This is a genomic window from Paraburkholderia sp. SSBN10T (genome assembly GCF_056619545.1).
The window spans coordinates 1-19,757 of the sequence record NZ_JBWQQI010000030.1; the positions used below are offsets into that span (position 1 = coordinate 1).

19 protein-coding genes are annotated in these 19,757 nt (G+C 63.4%); 13 read left to right on the forward strand and 6 right to left on the reverse strand.

Annotated elements, in window-relative coordinates; all coding sequences use genetic code 11:
* Positions 1-129 precede the first annotated feature (129 nt).
* The gene (locus AC1ECK_RS32245; RefSeq protein WP_480326598.1) at positions 130-906 is read right to left on the reverse strand and encodes an enoyl-CoA hydratase; all 777 of its coding nucleotides are present in this window, start codon (positions 904-906) and stop codon (positions 130-132) included.
* 144 nt (positions 907-1,050) lie between these two features.
* Here AC1ECK_RS32245 and paaN point away from each other — a divergent pair, with 144 nt between their 5' ends.
* The 5 genes from paaN (at position 1,051) to paaK (ending at position 6,800) form a co-directional block, all read left to right on the forward strand.
* A complete protein-coding gene (gene paaN / locus AC1ECK_RS32250) occupies positions 1,051-2,751 on the forward strand; it encodes a phenylacetic acid degradation protein PaaN (RefSeq protein ID WP_480326600.1) in 1,701 nt (566 codons plus the stop codon).
* Positions 2,752-2,879: 128 nt separating this feature from the next.
* Positions 2,880-4,082 carry a 3-oxoadipyl-CoA thiolase gene (pcaF, locus tag AC1ECK_RS32255; RefSeq protein WP_480326602.1) on the forward strand — a complete coding sequence of 401 codons (1,203 nt, stop codon included), beginning with the start codon at positions 2,880-2,882 and terminating at the stop codon, positions 4,080-4,082.
* A 54-nt stretch (positions 4,083-4,136) separates the two neighbouring features.
* Entirely contained in the window at positions 4,137-4,928 is a 792-nt protein-coding gene (gene paaG, locus AC1ECK_RS32260; RefSeq protein ID WP_480326604.1) for a 2-(1,2-epoxy-1,2-dihydrophenyl)acetyl-CoA isomerase PaaG, read from the forward strand.
* A gap of 1 nt (position 4,929) precedes the next feature.
* On the forward strand, positions 4,930-5,421 hold the full coding sequence (paaI, locus tag AC1ECK_RS32265) for a hydroxyphenylacetyl-CoA thioesterase PaaI (protein WP_480326606.1): 492 nt from the start codon (positions 4,930-4,932) through the stop codon (positions 5,419-5,421).
* Between the two features lie 74 nt (positions 5,422-5,495).
* Positions 5,496-6,800: a phenylacetate--CoA ligase PaaK gene (gene paaK, locus AC1ECK_RS32270; RefSeq protein WP_480326608.1), complete on the forward strand. Its 1,305-nt coding sequence runs from the start codon at positions 5,496-5,498 to the stop codon at positions 6,798-6,800.
* A gap of 138 nt (positions 6,801-6,938) precedes the next feature.
* On the opposite strand, the gene mltA is transcribed toward paaK, so the two are convergent.
* Together mltA and apaG are read right to left on the reverse strand one after the other, a co-directional pair.
* Complete coding sequence (gene mltA, locus AC1ECK_RS32275; RefSeq protein WP_480326610.1) at positions 6,939-8,165, reverse strand: murein transglycosylase A; 1,227 nt, start codon at positions 8,163-8,165, stop codon at positions 6,939-6,941.
* A gap of 88 nt (positions 8,166-8,253) precedes the next feature.
* The gene (gene apaG / locus AC1ECK_RS32280; protein WP_480326612.1) at positions 8,254-8,628 is read right to left on the reverse strand and encodes a Co2+/Mg2+ efflux protein ApaG; all 375 of its coding nucleotides are present in this window, start codon (positions 8,626-8,628) and stop codon (positions 8,254-8,256) included.
* A gap of 208 nt (positions 8,629-8,836) precedes the next feature.
* Here apaG and rpe point away from each other — a divergent pair, with 208 nt between their 5' ends.
* The 8 genes from rpe (at position 8,837) to AC1ECK_RS32320 (ending at position 16,207) form a co-directional block, all read left to right on the forward strand.
* Positions 8,837-9,526, forward strand: a complete 690-nt coding sequence (gene rpe / locus AC1ECK_RS32285; RefSeq protein WP_480326614.1) for a ribulose-phosphate 3-epimerase — start codon at positions 8,837-8,839, stop codon at positions 9,524-9,526.
* Positions 9,523-10,269: a phosphoglycolate phosphatase gene (locus AC1ECK_RS32290; RefSeq protein WP_480326616.1), complete on the forward strand. Its 747-nt coding sequence runs from the start codon at positions 9,523-9,525 to the stop codon at positions 10,267-10,269. The genes rpe and AC1ECK_RS32290 overlap by 4 nt, the downstream gene beginning before the upstream one ends.
* Positions 10,270-10,645: 376 nt before the next feature.
* Entirely contained in the window at positions 10,646-12,139 is a 1,494-nt protein-coding gene (gene trpE, locus AC1ECK_RS32295; RefSeq protein ID WP_480326618.1) for an anthranilate synthase component I, read from the forward strand.
* 13 nt (positions 12,140-12,152) lie between these two features.
* Complete coding sequence (locus AC1ECK_RS32300) at positions 12,153-12,746, forward strand: aminodeoxychorismate/anthranilate synthase component II (protein ID WP_480326620.1); 594 nt, start codon at positions 12,153-12,155, stop codon at positions 12,744-12,746.
* Positions 12,747-12,763: 17 nt separating this feature from the next.
* Entirely contained in the window at positions 12,764-13,795 is a 1,032-nt protein-coding gene (gene trpD, locus AC1ECK_RS32305; protein ID WP_480326622.1) for an anthranilate phosphoribosyltransferase, read from the forward strand.
* Positions 13,796-13,814: 19 nt separating this feature from the next.
* The gene (trpC, locus tag AC1ECK_RS32310) at positions 13,815-14,600 is read left to right on the forward strand and encodes an indole-3-glycerol phosphate synthase TrpC (RefSeq protein ID WP_480326624.1); all 786 of its coding nucleotides are present in this window, start codon (positions 13,815-13,817) and stop codon (positions 14,598-14,600) included.
* A gap of 22 nt (positions 14,601-14,622) precedes the next feature.
* Positions 14,623-15,249: a CYTH domain-containing protein gene (locus AC1ECK_RS32315; RefSeq protein WP_480326626.1), complete on the forward strand. Its 627-nt coding sequence runs from the start codon at positions 14,623-14,625 to the stop codon at positions 15,247-15,249.
* Positions 15,250-15,358: 109 nt separating this feature from the next.
* Positions 15,359-16,207: a uracil-DNA glycosylase gene (locus AC1ECK_RS32320; protein WP_480326628.1), complete on the forward strand. Its 849-nt coding sequence runs from the start codon at positions 15,359-15,361 to the stop codon at positions 16,205-16,207.
* Positions 16,208-16,293: 86 nt separating this feature from the next.
* On the opposite strand, the gene AC1ECK_RS32325 is transcribed toward AC1ECK_RS32320, so the two are convergent.
* The 3 genes from AC1ECK_RS32325 to AC1ECK_RS32335 form a co-directional block, all read right to left on the reverse strand.
* A complete protein-coding gene (locus AC1ECK_RS32325) occupies positions 16,294-16,890 on the reverse strand; it encodes an FMN-dependent NADH-azoreductase (protein ID WP_480326630.1) in 597 nt (198 codons plus the stop codon).
* A 163-nt stretch (positions 16,891-17,053) separates the two neighbouring features.
* On the reverse strand, positions 17,054-18,844 hold the full coding sequence (locus AC1ECK_RS32330; RefSeq protein ID WP_480326632.1) for a M61 family metallopeptidase: 1,791 nt from the start codon (positions 18,842-18,844) through the stop codon (positions 17,054-17,056).
* Between the two features lie 81 nt (positions 18,845-18,925).
* Positions 18,926-19,654 (reverse strand): DsbC family protein, encoded by a 729-nt coding sequence (locus AC1ECK_RS32335; RefSeq protein ID WP_480326634.1) that lies wholly within the window; start codon positions 19,652-19,654, stop codon positions 18,926-18,928.
* Positions 19,655-19,757: the final 103 nt, after the last annotated feature.

Consider the following 19,757-nt stretch of genomic DNA (forward strand, 5'->3'; position numbering starts at 1 on the left):
TGTCCGCGCCGCCGCAAGCCTTGCCACTGCTGGCTCTCCCGCTCCCCGCGCCCCGCTTTCCGGAGCGCGAAAGAGCGGGATTCTAGCGGCCACGTCATCGCCTTGCAAGCGTTATTTCGAGAGTCCCATTTAGCGATGCTTGAACACCGGTTTGCGCTTCTCGACGAACGCAGCCATCCCTTCTTTCTGATCCTCAGTCGCGAACAGGGAATGGAACAGGCGGCGCTCGAAATGAACCCCTTCTGCGAGAGTCGTTTCATAGGCCCGATTCACCGACTCCTTAACCATCATCACTGCCGGCAGCGGAAACTCAGCGATCGTGGCTGCAGCAGCCACCGCTTCTTCCAGTAACGACGCAGCGGGAAGCACACGAGACACAAGTCCGGCACGCTCCGCCTCGGCCGCGTCCATGAAGCGCGCGGTCAAACACAGATCCATCGCCTTCGCCTTCGACACCGCGCGCGGCAACCGTTGCGTGCCGCCAGCACCCGGCATGATGCCGAGCTTGATTTCAGGCTGGCCGAACCTGGCCGTATCTGCGGCAAAGATGATGTCGCACATCATCGCCAACTCGCAGCCGCCGCCCAGCGCGAAGCCTGCAACGGCCGCGATGATGGGCTTGCGGATCGAACGCACGGTTTCCCAGTTGCGCGTGATGTAGTCGCCCTTGTACACATCCATATAGGTGTACGTGGCCATCATGCCGATGTCGGCACCCGCGGCGAATGCCTTTTCACTGCCCGTGACAACGATCGCGCCGATCCCATCGTCGGCGTCGAACGACTGCAACGCTGCGCCTAACTCGTCCATTAGCGCATCGTTGAGCGCATTCAGCGCCTTGGGGCGATTCAAAGTGATAAGACCGACCCGCCCACGGGTCTCGACCAGAATATTTTCGTAAGCCATGCAGCCTCCTTTGTATGAAGAGTGAGTAGCGCGAAAACGCTTCGCGCCGCAGTCTTAATAATGCTAACATTCACCAACCAACCAACCGGTCGGTCGGTCAATTATTCGACAAGGTTTCTCCTAACCTTCAGCTCACCTTTCGCCATGACACATCCGCTATTTTCCAAGCACGAAGCTATGCTGCAAAAGGCGCTCGCCGCCATCGAGACGCGCGGCTACTGGAGCCCGTTCGTCGAAATGCCCAGCCTCAAAGTGTACGGGGAAACAGCGAATGCCGATGGCGAAGCAGCATTCAAGGCGCACCTGCATCGGACCTTCGAACTCGATCAGCCAACCACCGGCGAAACTGTCGGCGCGGAGATCTCGCCGTTCGGTTTTCCGCTCGACATCCGCTATCCCAAGGCCGACCCCAATGCGCTGCTTGCCGCGGCTACGGACGCACAACGTTCCTGGCGTGCCGCTGGTCCGAAAGCGTGGATTGGCGTGAGCCTCGAAATTCTGGCTCGCGTGAACCGCGCGAGCTTCGAGATTGGTTACAGCGTCATGCACACCACCGGCCAGGCGTTCATGATGGCGTTCCAGGCAGGTGGTCCGCACGCCCAGGACCGCGCGCTCGAAGCAGTCGTGTACGCATGGGATCAGTTGCGCCGCATCCCCGCCGACGCGCACTGGGAAAAACCGCAAGGCAAGAACCCGCCGCTCGCGATGCACAAGCGCTATACCGTCGTACCGCGCGGCACCGGATTAGTGCTGGGCTGCTGCACCTTCCCAACGTGGAACGGCTACCCGGGACTGTTCGCCGATCTGGCAACGGGCAACACCGTCATTGTCAAGCCCCACCCCGGCGCTATCCTGCCGCTGGCGATCACCGTACGCATCGCGCGCGATGTCCTGCGCGAGGCCGGTTTCGATCCCAACGTCGTAACCCTGCTTGCCACCAACCCGAATGACGGCGCCCTGGTTCAGGATCTCGCGCTGCGCCCCGAGATCAAGCTGATCGACTTCACCGGCAGCACGCAAAACGGTACCTGGCTTGAGCGCCATGCACACCAGGCACAGGTATACACCGAGAAAGCGGGCGTCAATCAGATCGTGATCGACTCGGCTGACGACATCAAGGCCGTCGCGCGGAACATTGCTTTCTCGCTGGCGCTCTATTCCGGCCAGATGTGTACCGCGCCGCAAAACATCTACGTGCCGCGCGATGGCATCCGCACCGCAGAAGGTCCGCTGAGCTTCGATGAAGTCGCACAGGCTATCGCGGGAGCCGTGCAGAAACTGGTTGCCGACCCAGCGCGCGCCGTCGAACTGCTCGGCGCCATCCAGAATGAAGGCGTCGTCCAGCGCCTCGACGAAGCCAGCAAGCTAGGCCGAGTGCTGGCCGAGAGTCAGGCGCTCGAACATCCGGCCTTTGCAGGCGCTCGGGTGCGCACCCCGCTCGTGCTGCAACTCGACGCCGCTACTGACTCGGCGAACTTCACCAAGGAATGGTTCGGCCCGATCTCGTTCGTCATCGCCACCGATTCGACGGCGCAGTCTCTGGAACTGGCAGGCAAGCTCGCTGCAGAGCACGGCGCTCTGACGCTATCGGTCTACAGCACTGACGAAGCCGTGATCGAAGCCGCTCATGAAGCCTCGCTTCAGGGCGGCGTAGCCCTGTCCATCAATCTGACGGGCGGCGTGTTCGTCAACCAGTCAGCCGCGTTCTCCGATTTCCACGGCACCGGAGCAAACCCCGCCGCCAACGCCGCGCTCGCGGATGCCGCATTCGTGGCAAACCGTTTCCGTGTCATTCAAAGTCGCGTTCATGTTGAACCGAAAGCGGCGCCGGTTGTAGTCGGCTAAACGTCATAAGACGGAAAAGGTCGATGCGGCTTAGGCCGTCTGGCCGAATGGAAAACTCGACCTGTCATCACTAGCATGAGACATCGGACCGGCATTCCAGCCCGGTCCGCCATCTGCAGGAATACAGCATGAACGACGCCTTCATCTGCGACGCGATTCGCACCCCCTTCGGCCGTTACGGCGGCGCCCTGAAAGATGTCCGTCCCGACGATCTGGGCGCGGTGCCCATCAAGGCGCTGATCGAACGCAACCCTGACGTGGACTGGCGCGCGCTCGACGACGTGATCTACGGTTGCGCCAACCAGGCCGGCGAAGACAATCGCAACGTCGCGCGCATGGCTGCCCTGCTCGCCGGTTTGCCCACCGACGCGCCAGGCGCCACCATCAATCGTCTGTGTGGTTCAGGCATGGACGCGGTCGGTACAGCCGCACGGGCCATCAAGGCAGGCGAAGCACGCCTGATGATCGCAGGTGGCGTAGAGAGCATGACCCGCGCGCCGTTCGTGATGGGCAAGGCAAGCACCGCGTTCTCGCGGCAGGCCGACATTTATGACACGACGATCGGCTGGCGCTTCGTCAACGCGCTGATGAAGCGGGACTTCGGCGTCGATTCGATGCCCGAAACCGCCGAGAACGTCGCGGTCGAATTCGGTGTGAGCCGCGCGGACCAGGACGCGTTCGCGATGCGAAGCCAGCAAAAGGCGGCTCAAGCGCAACGCGATGGAACACTGGCGCAAGAGATTGTCGCGGTCGAGATTGCCCAGAAGAAAGGCGATCCGGTTCGAGTCACGCTCGATGAACATCTGCGTGAAACCTCGCTGGAAGCGCTCGGCAAGCTCAAGGGCGTGGTGCGCCCCGACGGCAGCGTCACCGCCGGCAACGCCTCGGGTGTCAATGACGGCGCGTGCGCGCTGCTGCTTGCCAATCAGGCGGCGGCAGATCAATACGGGCTGCGCCGCCGCGCACGCGTCATCGGCATGGCTACGGCCGGCGTAGCGCCGCGCATCATGGGTATCGGCCCCGCGCCTGCCACGCAAAAGCTGCTCAGGCAGCTCGGAATGTCGTTGGAACAATTCGACGTTATCGAACTGAACGAAGCCTTCGCATCGCAAGGGCTGGCGGTGCTGCGCACACTTGGCCTGCGCGATGACGATCCGCGCGTGAACCCGAACGGTGGGGCAATCGCCCTCGGCCATCCGCTCGGCGCATCGGGAGCGCGGCTCATTACCACGGCGCTCTATCAGCTCGAACGCGTGAACGGCCGGTTCGCGCTGTGCACGATGTGCATTGGCGTCGGTCAAGGTATCGCACTTGCCATCGAGCGGGTCTGACGTAACCGGACTCCGCTCATACGCTATTCAATTGCCAGCAGGAGGAGACAACCGATGACATATGAAGCGATCCGCGTCGATTTCGACGCCTTGAGCCGCGTCGCCACCCTGACTCTGAGCCGCCCCGACAAGCTCAACAGCTTCACGCGCACAATGCACCGGGAACTGAGCGCCGCGCTCGATGAGGTCGTCGCCGCAGGCGCGCGAGCCCTTGTGCTGACCGGCGCCGGCCGCGGCTTTTGCGCAGGCCAGGATCTTGCCGACCTCGACTTCACGCCTGGCGCCATGACCGACCTCGGCGAATTGATCGACCAGTACTTCAATCCGCTGATTCGCCGCCTGCAGGCGTTGCCCCTGCCGGTGATCGCCGCCGTGAACGGCACGGCAGCGGGCGCAGGCGCCAATCTGGCGCTCGCCTGCGACATCGTCCTCGCGGCACGCTCGGCCAGCTTCATTCAGGCATTCGTGAAAATCGGCCTGGTGCCGGATTCGGGCGGCACATGGTTCCTGCCGCAACGCGTCGGCATGGCCCGCGCGCTCGGCCTCGCCCTTACTGGCGACAAGCTCAGCGCGGAAAAAGCCGAAGACTGGGGACTCGTCTGGCAGGTAGTCGACGACGCCGAGCTCGCCGCTGCGTCGGCCAAACTTGCTGCCCAGCTCGCCCAGCAACCCACGCGCGCCATCGCCGCAATCAAGCAGGCCATGCGCGCGGGCGTTACGCAAACACTCGATCAGCAGCTTGACCTGGAGCGCGATCTGCAGCGCGAATTAGGCGCATCCCACGACTACGCAGAAGGTGTGCAAGCCTTCATCGAAAAACGCGCACCGCGTTTCGAGGGCCGCTGAGATGTCCACACACCCCGAACCCACTGCCGACATCACACCCCGGCCGGAAAGCGAAGCCGTGCTGTCGGCAAACGAGTTGGCGCGCGCCACCGCCGAAGCAATGTACGCAGCCGATGCCTGCAGTCGCGCACTAGGAATCGAATTGCTGGAGATCCGCCCCGGCTATGCCCGGGTACGCATGGCCGTGCGCCCCGATTTCCTCAACGGCCATCGGATCTGCCATGGTGGCTTGATCTTCACGCTGGCGGATTCCAGCTTCGCCTTCGCCTGCAATAGCTACAACATCAACACGGTGGCATCGGGGTGCTCGATCGAGTTTCTTCGACCGGTACAAGGCGGCGACGTACTGACAGCGGAAGCCGCCGAACAAACGCTGAGCGGCCGCACCGGCATCTACGATATTCGTGTCACCAATCGCGCGGAGGAAACCGTGGCGATGTTTCGCGGCAAATCTGCCCAAATAAGAGGCAGTGTCATTCCAACAGCAAGCTGAACCCGCAGCGCGGCACCCGGCCCCGTGCCCCGGCGCTCGCTGCCACCTATTCTGTAGAAGCAAGGAGACATTCGATGAATACCCCGCTCCCGCTCGAGCCGATCGAAACGGCGAGCCGCGACGAACTCGCCGCACTTCAGCTTGAACGGCTGAAATGGTCGCTCACCCACGCTTATGAGAATTCGCCGGTTTACCGGCGCAAGTTCGACGAGGCCGGCGTCCATCCAGGTGAGGTAAAGACGCTCGCGGACCTGGCCCGTTTCCCGTTCACGAGCAAGCAGGATCTGCGCGACAACTACCCGTTCGGGATGTTCGCAGTCCCACAGGAACAGGTATCCCGGATTCATGCGTCCTCGGGTACGACCGGCAAGCCGACCGTGGTCGGCTACACGGCGCGCGATATCGACACCTGGGCCAACGTCGTCGCCCGCTCGATTCGCGCGGCCGGTGCGCGGCGCGGCGACAAGGTTCACGTGAGCTACGGCTATGGCCTGTTCACGGGAGGGCTCGGCGCCCACTACGGCGCGGAGCGCGCGGGGCTCACCGTGATCCCGTTCGGCGGCGGCCAGACGGAAAAGCAGGTTCAGCTCATTCAGGATTTCCGCCCCGACATCATCATGGTGACGCCGAGCTACATGCTGTCGATCGCTGACGAGCTCGAACGGCAAGGCATCGACCCAGCGCAATGTTCGTTGCGGATCGGCATCTTCGGGGCCGAACCGTGGACCAACGACATGCGCAGCGCGATCGAAAAGCGCATGGGCATCGATGCGGTCGACATCTACGGTCTTTCGGAAGTCATGGGGCCTGGCGTCGCGTCGGAATGCGTCGAGACCAAAGACGGCCCGACCATCTGGGAAGATCACTTTTACCCGGAGATCATCGATCCGGAAACCGGCGAGGTACTGCCGGACGGCGAACTGGGCGAACTGGTGTTCACCTCGTTGACCAAAGAAGCGCTGCCGATCATCCGTTACCGCACGCGCGATCTCACGCGCTTGTTGCCCGGCACCGCACGCACGATGCGCCGAATGGAGAAAATCACCGGCCGCTCTGACGACATGATGATCGTGCGCGGCGTGAACGTCTTCCCGACGCAGATCGAGGAACTGCTGCTCAAGCAGCACGCACTCGCGCCGCACTACCAGATCGTGCTGACGAAAGAAGGCCCGCTCGATGTGCTGACGCTGAACGTCGAACCCTGCCCCGAGACGGCACCCGACACGACCGCGCTCGCCGCAGCAAAGCATGCGCTGGCGTACGACATCAAGGCGCTGATCGGCATCAGCGCAGTGGTGAACGTGCTGGCGGTGAACGGTATTGAGCGCTCGGTGGGGAAGGCGCGGCGTGTGGTGGACAAGCGTAAGGCAAGCGCCTGAGAACGCCGGCGGCGGTGCCGGTAACAGTGGCGCTGATGGTGGTAGCTGGGCAGTAACCGCTTGAGCCCGCTCTGGCTCAAGCGCCCGCTTTCAGGTCTGCCGGGCGGTGCAGGCGCGCCCCATCCCACCGCCGCCCAGTCACGAGTTAGGCAACAGCAACCACATCCGTCCGGCCTGCTTCATCTTGCCGGCCAGATCGCCGGCGTCGTCACCCAGACCCCAGAAGTAGTCCGCCCGCACACCGCCCTTGATCGCCGACCCGGTATCCTGCGCGAACACCAGGCGGTTCATCGGCGAATTGGTCAGCGGACGGGTGGTCTGCAAAAACACCGGTGTGCCCAGCGGAATCGACGACGGATCGACCGCGATCGAACGTTCCGGCGTCAATGGCACACCCAACGCGCCGATTGGGCCATCCGACCCACCGCTCGGAATGCTCTCCGCGGACGGCATCTCGCGGAAAAACACGAAGCGCGGATTGGTATCCAGCAAGCCATCGACGCGCGCCGGATTCGCGCGAGCCCACGCCTTGATCCCCTGCATGGTCGCCTGAGCCGGCGTCAGTTCACCGCGATCGAGCAGCCAGCGGCCAATCGACTTGTACGGTTGATTGTTCGTGCCGCCAAAGCCGAGCCGCATGACGCTGCCGTCTTCCATCACAACGCGCCCCGAGCCTTGCACCTGCAGGAAAAACGCCTCGATCGGATCGTCGACCCAAACCAGTTCGTTGCCATTGAGCACGCCCGAGCGCTCGAGCTGCGCGCGGCTCGGCAACTCTCCGCCGGGGCGATAGCCCGCCGGCCAGCGATACAGCGCGGTTTGATAAACGCCATGGCGCGTGCGCGAGCCGCGCAGCAACGGCTCGTAATAGCCGGTCACGAGGCCGTCGAGCGTCCCGTCGGTATTCGCGAATTGATACGGCGTGAAATAGGCTTCAAAGAAAGCACGGGCGCTCGTCAGATCCAGATCGTCGATCTGCGCCGCCGCGGCACAGGCGCGCTGCCAGTTCGGCTGACGAGCAAGCCGCAGGCAATTTTGCCGCAGCGCGGCCGTTGCCCCGATCAGCGAATCGTCCTGCCAGCCCGGCACCTGCTGCCACGCCACCGCCGTCAGCCGCGCCGCGGCGATCTGCCCGGGGATGATCGCGGCGCCCGTCGGCGGCCCGGAAGGCCGCACCACACCGCCGCCGCACGAAGCCAGCATCACGGCAACCGAAAGCGCCCCCAGCCAGCCGGCGGCCGTGCGGACAAAACGCATACAATGTTCGTTCTTGATGGAAACCGCCATGTCTGATCTGTTCGACGAATACCCGATGCTCATCTTCGCGCTGGAATCGCTAGTCGCGCTGTTCCTGCTGGTTTTCATCGTTGTCTGGACGTCGTCCGGCAAGAAGAAAGCAAACCGCGACAAACAACGCTAAAGCAGTCTAAAGACCGCGTGCAGCGTCGCCGGTTCAATGCAGCGTACGCGGCATGCGCAGCACGAACTCGGGCACCGGCGCTTCGAACCGCTCACCGTCTTCCGCGACGCAGAAATACTCCCCGCGCATGGTGCCGACAGGCGTCGCAATCACGGCCCAACTCGTATATTCGAATTGCTCGCCCGGTTTGAGCAGCGGCTGGTGGCCGACCACACCCAGCCCCTTCACTTCCTGCTCGTGCTTTTCGCTATCGGTAATCACCCAATGGCGTGAAATCAGTTGTGCCGGCACCTGACCGCTGTTGCGGATGGTCAGCGTGTAGGCGAACGCATACTGCCGACGCTCCGGGTCCGACTCGTCGGGCAGGTACTGGACCTGCGCCGCTACGCTGAATTCGTACTGGCTCATCCTGATTCCGGTCTGGTGAAACGATCTAGACAATCACTACGAGAGGCCCGGGCGCCCATGCTCTCAGGCACGCCGGTCAAGCCTCTATTATGGTTCCGCATTCTGCTTCATGCGCGGCATGCCCGCAACCGGGCTATCCCATCCGGACAAGGCTCCGCGGCCCGCAAGACGGTAAAATGGGATTTTTCGCCTACCGTCTGCCCCTGCCATGACGCAATTCCGCATTTCCCCCAGCATTTTGTCGGCCGACTTCTCGCGGCTTGGCGAAGAAGTCCGTAACGTCGTCGCCGCCGGCGCCGACTGGATTCACTTCGACGTGATGGACAATCATTACGTGCCGAACCTGACCATCGGCCCGATGGTGTGCGAAGCGCTCCGCCCGCATGTCGAGGTGCCGATCGACGTGCATCTGATGGTACGCCCCGTGGACCGCATCGTGCCCGACTTCGCCAAAGCCGGCGCCAATGTGATCAGCTTTCACCCTGAAGGCTCGGACCATATCGACCGCACCCTGTCGTTGATCCGCGACCACGGTTGCAAAGCCGGCCTCGTGTTCAATCCGGCCACCTCGCTGAACTATCTGGATCACGTCATGGACAAGGTCGATCTGGTGCTGATCATGTCGGTGAATCCGGGTTTCGGCGGCCAGTCGTTCATTCCCGAAGCGCTCAACAAACTGCGCGAAGCACGCAGGCGGATCGACGCGTACACCGAAAAAACCGGCCGCGAGATCCATCTGGAAGTGGACGGCGGCGTGAAGATCGACAACATCGCCGAGATCGCGGCGGCGGGTGCGGATACCTTTGTGGCCGGCTCGGCAATCTTCGGCCACCATGACTACAAGACGGTGATCGATCAGATGCGCGCCGAACTCGCCAAAGTCGAGCAACGCGCATGACGGCAAGCACCGCGTCACCCTCGTCCTTTCCCGCGCCGGTCTTCACCGGCCCGCGCCTACTGGCGGCGCTCATCGACCTCGACGGCACGATGATCGACACCGCGGACGACTTCACGGCCGGCCTGAACGGCATGCTCGCCCAGCTCGATGCGGCGGAAACGTCGCGCGAGGAAGTGGTGGGCTATGTCGGCAAGGGCTCGGAGCATCTGATCCGCAGCGTGCTGGCGCCCCGCTTTGAGGCCAGCCACGCCCAGGACCGCTTCGACGAGGCACTCGCCATCTACCAGGAAGAGTACGCCAGGATCAACGGCCGCCATACACGGCTGTACCCCGACGTCGAGGCCGGCCTGAGCGCCATGCGCGACGCCGGCCTCAAACTCGCGTGCGTCACGAACAAGCCGTACCGCTTCGCCGTGGAACTGCTCGAGCAATACGGGTTGCGCGGCTATTTCAGCGTGGTGCTCGGCGGCGACAGCCTGGCGAAAAAGAAGCCCGATCCGCTGCCGATGCTGACCGCCTGCGCGCAGTTGCAGGTCGCTCCCGAGGCCGCGGTGGCGATCGGCGATTCGGAAAACGACGCGCTGGCTGGCCGCGCCGCGGGCATGGCGACGCTCACCGTGCCCTACGGCTACAACCATGGCCAGGCTATACAAACAATAAAATCGGATGGTATAGTTGCCTCGCTGTTCGATGCCGCCAAGGCTATCGCAGCGCACAACGCAGTACACCATACATCGACCTGACAAGTCCTTCATCCTCATGTTTCTGAACAAAAAACGGAGTCTGAGCAGCATCGACCGGGGAGCCTGGCCCTGGCGTCGCTGGTCGCGCTAACCTCTCCTGAGGTACGCTGAAGCTCGTCTTCGGCACCGTTTTTTGCTTCGCTGCGCTCACGCGCCTTTCCCAGCAGTTTTCGTCGCATCGGTTCATGCGGCCGTCGTGTACCTTGAGTACCGTGGCACGTCCGGACCTCTTGCATGCTTCGTGGGAAAGCTCGCGCCGGTTGGCCTAACCTTGTCTTTAAGACGACCAAGCCTCGCCTAACCGGCCACGCAGGCAGCGCATCGCCCCGCTTTGTCCGTCGCAAGCCGCGCACGGACCTATGAACAGGATCGGAACATGACCGAACTCGAATTCCAGTCCCTCGCGAACGAGGGCTACAATCGCATCCCGCTGATCGCTGAAGCGCTCGCCGACCTCGAAACGCCGCTCTCGCTGTATCTGAAGCTCGCGCAGCCCGAGCGCAACGGCGCCAACTCGTTCCTGCTGGAATCGGTAGTGGGCGGCGAACGGTTCGGCCGCTATTCGTTCATTGGCCTGCCGGCGCGCACCCTGCTGCGGACCCGCAACGGCGTGTCGGAAGTGGTGCGGGACGGCAAGGTCGTCGAAACGCACGAAGGCGATCCGCTCGAATTCATTCAACAGTTCCAAGGCCGTTTCAAGGTTGCGCAACGCCCCGGACTGCCGCGTTTTGCGGGCGGTCTGGCCGGTTACTTCGGCTATGACGCGGTGCGCTACATCGAGAAAAAGCTCGCACACAGCGCGCCGCCTGACGATCTGAATCTGCCCGATATCCAGTTGTTGCTGACCGAAGAGGTTGCGGTAATCGATAATCTCGCCGGCAAGCTGTATCTGGTGATCTACGCAGACCCGACCACACCCGAGGCCTACACCCGCGCCAAGCAGCGTCTGCGCGACCTGCGACAGCGCCTGCGCACGACCGTTCAACCGCCGGTGACTTCCGCCAGCGTGCGCACCGAGACCTACCGCGAATTCGCCAAAGACGATTACCTCGCCGCCGTGCGCAAGGCCAAGGAATACATCGCCGCCGGCGAGCTGATGCAGGTCCAGGTCGGCCAACGTCTGACGAAACCGTATCGCGACAATCCCCTCTCGCTGTACCGCGCGCTGCGTTCGCTGAACCCGTCGCCCTATATGTATTACTACAACTTCGGCGACTTCCACGTGGTCGGTGCGTCGCCGGAAATCCTGGTGCGTCAGGAAAAGCGCGGCGAAGACCGTATCGTCACGATCCGTCCGCTCGCCGGCACCCGTCCGCGCGGCAACACGCCGGAGCGCGACGCCGAACTCGCCACCGAACTGCTGAACGATCCGAAGGAAATCGCCGAGCACGTGATGTTGATCGACCTCGCGCGCAACGACGTGGGCCGTATCGCGCAGATCGGCACAGTGAACGTCACCGACAAGATGGTGATCGAGAAGTACTCGCACGTGCAGCACATCGTGAGTTCTGTCGAAGGCAAGCTGAAACCCGGCACGACCAATTTCGACGTGCTGCGCGCCACCTTCCCGGCCGGCACGCTCTCGGGTGCGCCGAAGGTGCGAGCCATGGAACTGATCGACGAACTCGAACCGGTCAAGCGCGGGCTGTATGGCGGCGCAGTCGGCTACCTGTCGTTCACCGGCGAAATGGATCTGGCCATCACGATCCGCACCGGCGTGATCAGCAATGGCAATCTGTATGTGCAGGCGGCCGCGGGTGTCGTCGCGGATTCGGTGCCCGAATCCGAATGGCAAGAGACCGAAAACAAGGCGCGCGCGGTGCTGCGCGCCGCCGAGCAGGTGCAAGACGGCCTCGATAGCGACTTCTGACCGGAGACAGACCATGCTGCTGATGATCGACAACTACGACTCATTCACCTACAACCTGGTGCAGTACTTCGGCGAACTCGGCGAAGACGTACGGACCTATCGCAACGACGAAATCACGCTCGACGAAATCGCCAAGCTGAACCCGGAGCGGATCTGTCTGTCGCCCGGACCGAGCAACCCGCAACACGCCGGCATCACGCTCGACGTGCTGCGCGAGTTCTCCGGTAAAACGCCGATTCTCGGCGTATGCCTCGGTCATCAGGCCATCGGCGAGGCGTTCGGCGGCCGCGTCGTGCGCGCGCAGACCATCATGCACGGCAAGGTGAGCACCATCGAAACCGACTGCAAAGGCGTCTTCGCCGATCTGCCGAAGCACTTCGTCGTGACGCGTTACCACTCGCTCGCCATCGAGCGCGAATCGCTGCCCGATTGCCTCGAAGTGTCCGCGTGGACCGACGACGGCGAGATCATGGGCGTGCGTCACAAGGAACTGGCTGTCGAAGGCGTGCAGTTCCATCCGGAATCGATCCTCTCCGAACACGGTCATGCCCTGCTCGAGAATTTCGTGAAGCAGTCGAAGCTCGCGTCAGCGCGCCGCAACGCTTGATCATCCAAGGCGAAATCATGACGATTACCCCCCAGGAAGCGCTGCAACGCACGATCGAGCACCGCGAAATTTTCCACGACGAGATGCTGCACCTGATGCGCCTCATCATGCGCGGCGAACTTTCGCCGGTGATGGCAGCCGCGATCATTACAGGACTGCGCGTCAAAAAAGAGACCATCGGCGAGATCACCGCGGCCGCCACGGTGATGCGCGAGTTCGCCCGGCACGTTGATGTGCAGGACAACTCGAACTTTGTCGATATCGTCGGCACCGGCGGCGATGGTTCGCACACCTTCAATATCTCGACGGCGACCATGTTCGTCGCGGCGGCCGCCGGCGCGAGGGTGGCCAAGCACGGCAACCGCGGCGTCTCGAGCAAGTCGGGCAGCGCGGACGTGCTCGAAGCGCTCGGCGTCAATATCGACCTGCAGCCGGAACAGGTGGCCGCCTCGATTGCCGAGACCGGCATGGGCTTCATGTTCGCGCCGAACCACCATCCGGCGATGAAGAACATCGCGCCGGTGCGCCGTGAACTCGGCGTGCGGACCATTTTCAACATTCTCGGGCCGCTGACCAATCCGGCCGGCGCGCCGAACCAGTTGATGGGCGTATTCCACGCGGACCTCGTCGGCATCCAGGTGCGCGTAATGCAGCGCCTCGGCGCCAAGCATGTGCTGGTGGTGTACGGCATGGACGGCATGGACGAGGTCTCGCTCGGCGCGGCGACTTTGGTCGGCGAATTGCGCGACGGCGAGGTGCGCGAGTACGAGATCCATCCTGAAGATTTCGGCATGCAGATGGTGTCGAACCGCACGCTGAAAGTGGCCGACGCCGCCGAATCCAAGCTGATGCTGCTCGAAGCGCTCGACAACAAGCCGGGCGTGGCGCGCGAAATCGTCACGCTGAACGCGGGCACGGCGCTCTATTCCGCCAACGTCGCAGCTTCGATCGCCGAGGGCATCGAACTGGCGCGCGAAGCGATCGCGAGCGGCAAGGCGCGGGCGAAGGTCGACGACCTGGTTCGCTTCACCCAGCAATTCAAGCACTAAATTCTGTATCGGAACACCTATGAGCGATATTCTGGAACGCATCATCGACGTCAAGCGCCAGGAGGTCCGCGCGGCGGAACTGAGCGCACCGCTCGAAGAACTGCGCCTCGAAGCCTTGGCGCGCGACAAGCGCGACTTTGTCGGCGCGCTGCGCGCCAAACATGCCGCCGGTCAGGCTGCAGTGATTGCCGAAGTGAAGAAGGCGAGCCCCTCCAAAGGTGTGCTGCGCGAGCATTTCGTGCCGGCTGAGATCGCCCGCTCGTACGCGAAACATGGCGCGGCGTGCCTGTCGGTGCTCACCGACGTGCAATTTTTCCAGGGCAGCACCGCCTATCTGCAGGAAGCGCGCGCCGCCTGCGACCTGCCGGTGCTGCGCAAAGACTTCATCGTCGATCCGTACCAGATCGTCGAAGCACGCGCGATGGGCGCCGACGCGATCCTGCTGATCGCCGCCGCGCTCGAAACCTCGCAGATGCAGGATCTCGAAGCGCTCGCGCATTCGCTCGGGCTCGCCGTGCTCGTCGAAGTGCACGACAGGAACGAGTTGACGGAAGCGCTCACCTTGAAGACGCCGCTGATCGGCATCAACAACCGCAATCTGCGTACCTTCGAAACGTCGCTCGAGACCACGATCGGCATGCTCGAATCGATCCCCGAAGATCGCATCGTCGTGACCGAGTCGGGCATCCTGTCGCGCCTCGACGTGGACCGCTTGCGCCAGATGGACGTGCATACCTTCCTTGTCGGCGAAGCGTTCATGCGCGCGCAAGAGCCGGGTGCAGAACTCGCGCGGATGTTTTTCTGAGCTGACCGGGGAAACAACCGCCATGGGTATCGAACGTGAAATCAAGCTGGCGCTGCCGGCTGACCAGGTCAGCGCCGCGACGCGCTGGTTCGTCGCCTCCAGCGGCAGCGCGGGACACCCGGTCGCACTTGCCAACATCTACTTCGATACGCCGACGCTGACGCTGGCGCGCTCGAAAAGCGCGCTGCGTCTGCGGCACACTCCGGACGGCTGGCTGCAGACCTTCAAGACCGCGGGTAACGCGACGGCCGGCCTGCATAGCCGGCACGAGTGGGAAATGCCGGTAGCCGGCGCGGCGCTGGAGATCGAAGCGCTGCTGCAGGCGTGCGACGAACCTACCGTGGCCGCAGCTTTGCGGGCGGCCGCACCGGATCTGATCGAATTGTTCCGCACGAATTTCACCCGCACGCTGTGGCAGGTGGCCAGCCACGGCGCCACGATCGAAGCAGCGATCGATCAGGGCGATGTGATCGCGGAAGTCCACGGTGAGACGCGCCGCGCGCCGATTCTAGAAGTCGAGCTGGAATTGAAGAGCGGTGACGAAGCGGCACTGCATGCGTTGGCGGACGAACTCTGCGCCCACGTGCCCGGGCTGACGCCGGACAATATCAGCAAGGCTCAGCGCGGCTATCGGTTGCGCGAGCAATAAGAATCGCGCGGCACGACAAGCGCCGGGCCGCTGATACGACGCCGCGGTCCGGCCTTGCGACGTGCGTGCGTCTTGAGCTACACCCCGTTTGCTGCGACACTTGCGCGTCATGACCTCTGCCTCCCGTACCCGTTCCCCGTCGTCGCAAGCCTCATTGTTTAGCGACGAGCCGTCCGACCCATCCTCTGTGGCACAGCAAACGCCTTCAGCGTCGGCTACGACCTCGACGCCTACGCCCCCTGCTTCGCTCGAAGCCCAGTTCGACGCCCTGCCGCCGGCATGGCGAGCGCATCTGCGACCGTTCATCGAGAGCGGGGCTTACGCGCCGCTGTGCCGCTTCGTCGATGGTGAGCGCGCGGCCGGCAAGACGGTGTACCCAGCAGACGTATTTCGCGCGCTCCGCCTCACCAGCCCGGACGACGTCAAAGTCGTCATCCTCGGTCAGGATCCTTACCACGGCGAGGACCGCGGCACACCGCAAGCTCACGGGCTGGCGTTTTCGGTGCCGCCGGCCGTGCGCCCGCCGCCGTCGCTGCGCAACATCTTCAAGGAAATTGCCGCCAGCCTCGGGCACGAGCCACCGCGCCACGGCTGCCTCGACGCCTGGGCCAAACAAGGGGTGCTGCTGCTGAACACGGTGCTCACTGTCGAGCGCGATGCGGCGGCGAGCCACGCAAAGCGCGGCTGGGAGAAATGCACGGACACACTCATCCACGAACTGGCGCAGCGCCATGACGGACTCGTGTTCATGCTGTGGGGCGCGCACGCGCAGGCCAAGCGGGCGCTGCTCGGCGGCAAGGCGCATTGCGTGCTGGAGGCGCCGCATCCGTCGCCACTGTCCGCGCACCGCGGCTTTCTCGGCTGCGGCCACTTTGCGCGAGCCAATGAGTATCTGATCGGGCACAACCGGCAGCCCATCGACTGGCGCCTGCCCGACGAAGCGCAGACGCTCGCCTAGCCGCCGCGCAAAAACAAAAACGCCAAGGAATGCACTTCCGTGGCGTTTTTTTTGGTCCGCAACGCGGACCTCTACCGCAGCAAACCTTACGCAGCAGCGATCGCTTCGCGTGCGCCAGCCAAAGCGGCGCTAGCGGCGTCCGGACCCATGTTCAGGCCTTCCGCGTAGATGAAGCTCACGTCGGTCATGCCGAGGAAGCCGAGGAAGGCCTTCAGATACGGCGTCTGGCTGTCGTTCGGGGTGCCGAGATACTTGCCGCCGCGTGCCGAAACCACGTACACCTTCTTGCCCTTCACGAGGCCTTCCGGACCGGTCGCCGTGTACTGGAACGTGATGCCGGCGCGAGCGATGAAGTCGAAGTAGGTCTTCAGTTGCGACGAAATGCCGAAGTTGTACATCGGCGCGCCGATCACGACGATGTCAGCGGCTTGCAGTTCGGCGATCAGCGCTTCGCTGCGTGCAGCGATTGCGGCTTGTTCCGGGGTGCGCTGGTCAGCCGGCGTGAAGAATGCGCCGAGGACGGCGTCGTCCAGATGCGGCAGCGGCTCAGCTTGCAGATTGCGGGCGACGACTTGCGCGCCCGGGTGCGACTTTTGCAGCTTTTCGGTCAGTTCGTTGACGAGCAGCGTCGAGTTAGCGCCTTGCGAGCGGGCTGCCGAGTTGATTTGCAGAATCGTGGTCATGGTTGACTCCAGTAGGGGCGCGCAATGTTGCGCGAGTGGAGCCATTGTGTTTTTTTACCAGGCCGCGAAAAAGCCGTGCGGCAGCGACGGATTGTTGCAAGGGTAGAACAATCCGCCGCTCAATCCTGAGATTTCAGCGGCCCGCGCCTCGATTTGACCCGCTTTAGCCCGCCAGCCAGCGCTCGCGCCAGTTGCGCGCCGCCGTGCGCTTGTCCGTCACGCTAAGCGAGTACCGCGCCGCCTCAGGCCCGTCCAGCTTGACCTGGGCAGTGCGCAGTTCGTCGCGGCGGAATGCGTGCACTTCCACTTTCGCGCCCGGCGAATAGCGCGCGAGCAGCGTATCAAGATTCGCGCCAGTGACACGCAGGCCGTCGATCGCCACCAGCACGTCGCCCGCCGACAAGCCGCCTTTTTGCGCCGCACTGCCGTCATGCACCGCGGTGAGCGTGCACTCGGCGCTGCCACGCACGCGCGCACCCAGCGACGGCTTGGCGTTCTTGTCCGCCTCCGGCGCGAGTGAAATGCCGAACGGCTCCAGCAGCGTCTCGAGCGGCAGATCGCGCGTACTGCGCACCGCCTGCTCGAACAACGCACCCAGCTCGGCGCCGGTTGCCTCGGCAAAAATCGCTTCGACCTCGTCCTCTTCGACGCCGACCGGCTTGCCGCGATAGAAGTCGCGCCCGAAACGCTGCCACAGCAGGCGCATCACATCGTCGAGCGACTTGCGGTTGTTGGTCTGTGCACGAATCGTCAGATCAAACGCCAGCGCCACCAGCGAGCCCTTGGTGTAATAACTGACGATCGCGTTCGGTGCATTCTCGTCCTGCCGGTAGTACTTGACCCAGGCATCGAACGAGCTTTCGGCGACGCTTTGCTTCAGGCGCCCGCTGCCGCGCATGACGCCGCCCACCACCTTGCCGAGCAGCCCGAAATACTCTTCCGGGGTGATAAGACCGCTGCGCACCAGAATCAGATCGTCGTAATACGACGTGAAGCCCTCGAACAGCCACAGCAGCGAGCTGTAGTTCTCGCGTGTCAGGTCGTACGGCGCGAAGGCGGCCGGCTTGATGCGCTTGACGTTCCAGGTGTGGAAGTACTCGTGGCTGCACAGGCCGAGGTAAGTCCGATAACCTTCCGTGGTCTGCGGGCGGCCTTCGACCGGCAGATCCGTGCGGTTGCAGATCAATGCGGTCGATGCACGATGTTCGAGGCCGCCGTAGCCATCGCTCACGGCCTGGGTCATGAAGACGTAGCGGTCCATCGGCGCCTTCTTCGACTTCGGCTCGAACAGGGCAATCTGCGCTTCGCAGATGCGCTTGAGGTCGGCGGCGAGACGCTCCATATCGAGCGCCACGACGCGGCCGGCAATCACGATGTCGTGCGGCACGCCATGCGCCTTGAAGGTCGCCAGCGCGAATTCACCGAGCGTAACCGGATGGTCGACCAGTTCGTCGTAACTCTGCGCCGCGTACTCGCCAAAACCGTAGCGTTTGGTGCCGCGCGCCTCCGGCAGCGCCGTGGCGACGCGCCAGCTCCGGTAAGCCGGGCCGGCCGGCTTCTGGATGTCGACCACGCACTGCGCGCCTTCCTGGCCGACGACCGCGAGGAACACACTGGTGCCGTTGAAAAAGCCGGTCGTATCGTCCAGATGCGCGGCCCGCACCGACATGTCCCACGCGTACACCTCGTAGCGCAGCGTCAGCGCGCCGTTGACCGGCGCGGCCTGCCACGTCTGCTTGTCGGTCTTTTCGATGCGCACCTTGCGGCCCGCTTCGTTGAACGCGCGCAACGTCACGATGTTGCGCGCGAATTCGCGCACCATGTAGCTGCCGGGAATCCACACCGGCAGCATGAAACGCTGACCGGCCGGATCGGGATTGGCGACGGTGACGGTGACTTCAAACAGGTGTGCAGCGGGTTGCTTCGGAACGATGCTGTAGCGGATCGGCTTCATCGGCGAGGTCGGTTGGAAGAATGGGGGTCCAGAAACGGCAGGAGGCGCAAAGTGCGCCTCCAGTCTGACGATGCGGGCGGGTTAGTGCACCGCCGAGAGTTCCTTGTCCAGCCGGTCGGCCGGCACTGCGCCCGGCAGGCGGCGGCCATCGGCCAGGAACACGGTCGGCGTGCCGTCCACGTTCATGGCGTGGCCGAGGGCGAGATTCTTGTCGATGGCGGCGGTGTCGCAGGTGCCGGCGGCGGTTGGGGCCTGATGGTCCTGCATCCAGGATTCCCAGGCCTTGGCGCGGTCCGACGAGCACCAGATCGACTTCGACTTTACCGTCGAATCCGGCGACAGCACCGGGTACAGGAAGGTGTACACGGTGACGTTGTCGATCGACTTCAAGGTGGTTTCGAGCTGCTTGCAATATGGGCAGTTCGGATCCGAAAACACCGCTATCTTGCGGCTGCCGTTGCCCTTCACGACTTTCACCGCGTTCGCGAACGGCAGGCTCGCAAAGTCGATGCGGTTGGTTTCGGCCAGCCGGGCTTCGGTCAGATTCTTGCGGGTCTTGGCGTCGACGATATCGCCGAGCACCAGGTAGTCGCCGGTTGCGTCGCTATAGACGATCTGCGTACCCAGATTCACTTCGTACAACCCCGCGATCGGCGACTTCGAGATGCTCTTGACGGTCGCGTCGTCCCCGAGGCGGGCCTGCAAGGTGGCCTTGAGTTTGTCGGTGACCTGGTCGGCCTGCGCGGAGCAGCCGAGCGTCGCGACGGCCACGGTCAAGGCGAGCGCTGCGATTCGGAGGTGCTTTTTCATGCTGTTATTCCTTGTTCATTCGAATCCGCGTCACGCGTCTTCGGTCCCATGCAAGATGGGCTGTGTGCATCTCGGACAGGCATTCGGCCCATCCGTTCATCAT

Excerpts from the sequence above, each read along its gene's own strand:
- AC1ECK_RS32245 (WP_480326598.1), bottom strand. The coding sequence starts at position 906 with ATGGCTTACGAAAATATTCTGGTCGAGACCCGTGGGCGGGTCGGTCTT.
- paaN (WP_480326600.1), top strand. The coding sequence starts at position 1,051 with ATGACACATCCGCTATTTTCCAAGCACGAAGCTATGCTGCAAAAGGCG.
- pcaF (WP_480326602.1), top strand. The coding sequence starts at position 2,880 with ATGAACGACGCCTTCATCTGCGACGCGATTCGCACCCCCTTCGGCCGT.
- paaG (WP_480326604.1), top strand. The coding sequence starts at position 4,137 with ATGACATATGAAGCGATCCGCGTCGATTTCGACGCCTTGAGCCGCGTC.
- paaI (WP_480326606.1), top strand. The coding sequence starts at position 4,930 with ATGTCCACACACCCCGAACCCACTGCCGACATCACACCCCGGCCGGAA.
- paaK (WP_480326608.1), top strand. The coding sequence starts at position 5,496 with ATGAATACCCCGCTCCCGCTCGAGCCGATCGAAACGGCGAGCCGCGAC.
- mltA (WP_480326610.1), bottom strand. The coding sequence starts at position 8,165 with ATGAAAACCAGCAGGAACAGCGCGACTAGCGATTCCAGCGCGAAGATG.
- apaG (WP_480326612.1), bottom strand. The coding sequence starts at position 8,628 with ATGAGCCAGTACGAATTCAGCGTAGCGGCGCAGGTCCAGTACCTGCCC.
- rpe (WP_480326614.1), top strand. The coding sequence starts at position 8,837 with ATGACGCAATTCCGCATTTCCCCCAGCATTTTGTCGGCCGACTTCTCG.
- AC1ECK_RS32290 (WP_480326616.1), top strand. The coding sequence starts at position 9,523 with ATGACGGCAAGCACCGCGTCACCCTCGTCCTTTCCCGCGCCGGTCTTC.
- trpE (WP_480326618.1), top strand. The coding sequence starts at position 10,646 with ATGACCGAACTCGAATTCCAGTCCCTCGCGAACGAGGGCTACAATCGC.
- AC1ECK_RS32300 (WP_480326620.1), top strand. The coding sequence starts at position 12,153 with ATGCTGCTGATGATCGACAACTACGACTCATTCACCTACAACCTGGTG.
- trpD (WP_480326622.1), top strand. The coding sequence starts at position 12,764 with ATGACGATTACCCCCCAGGAAGCGCTGCAACGCACGATCGAGCACCGC.
- trpC (WP_480326624.1), top strand. The coding sequence starts at position 13,815 with ATGAGCGATATTCTGGAACGCATCATCGACGTCAAGCGCCAGGAGGTC.
- AC1ECK_RS32315 (WP_480326626.1), top strand. The coding sequence starts at position 14,623 with ATGGGTATCGAACGTGAAATCAAGCTGGCGCTGCCGGCTGACCAGGTC.
- AC1ECK_RS32320 (WP_480326628.1), top strand. The coding sequence starts at position 15,359 with ATGACCTCTGCCTCCCGTACCCGTTCCCCGTCGTCGCAAGCCTCATTG.
- AC1ECK_RS32325 (WP_480326630.1), bottom strand. The coding sequence starts at position 16,890 with ATGACCACGATTCTGCAAATCAACTCGGCAGCCCGCTCGCAAGGCGCT.
- AC1ECK_RS32330 (WP_480326632.1), bottom strand. The coding sequence starts at position 18,844 with ATGAAGCCGATCCGCTACAGCATCGTTCCGAAGCAACCCGCTGCACAC.
- AC1ECK_RS32335 (WP_480326634.1), bottom strand. The coding sequence starts at position 19,654 with ATGAAAAAGCACCTCCGAATCGCAGCGCTCGCCTTGACCGTGGCCGTC.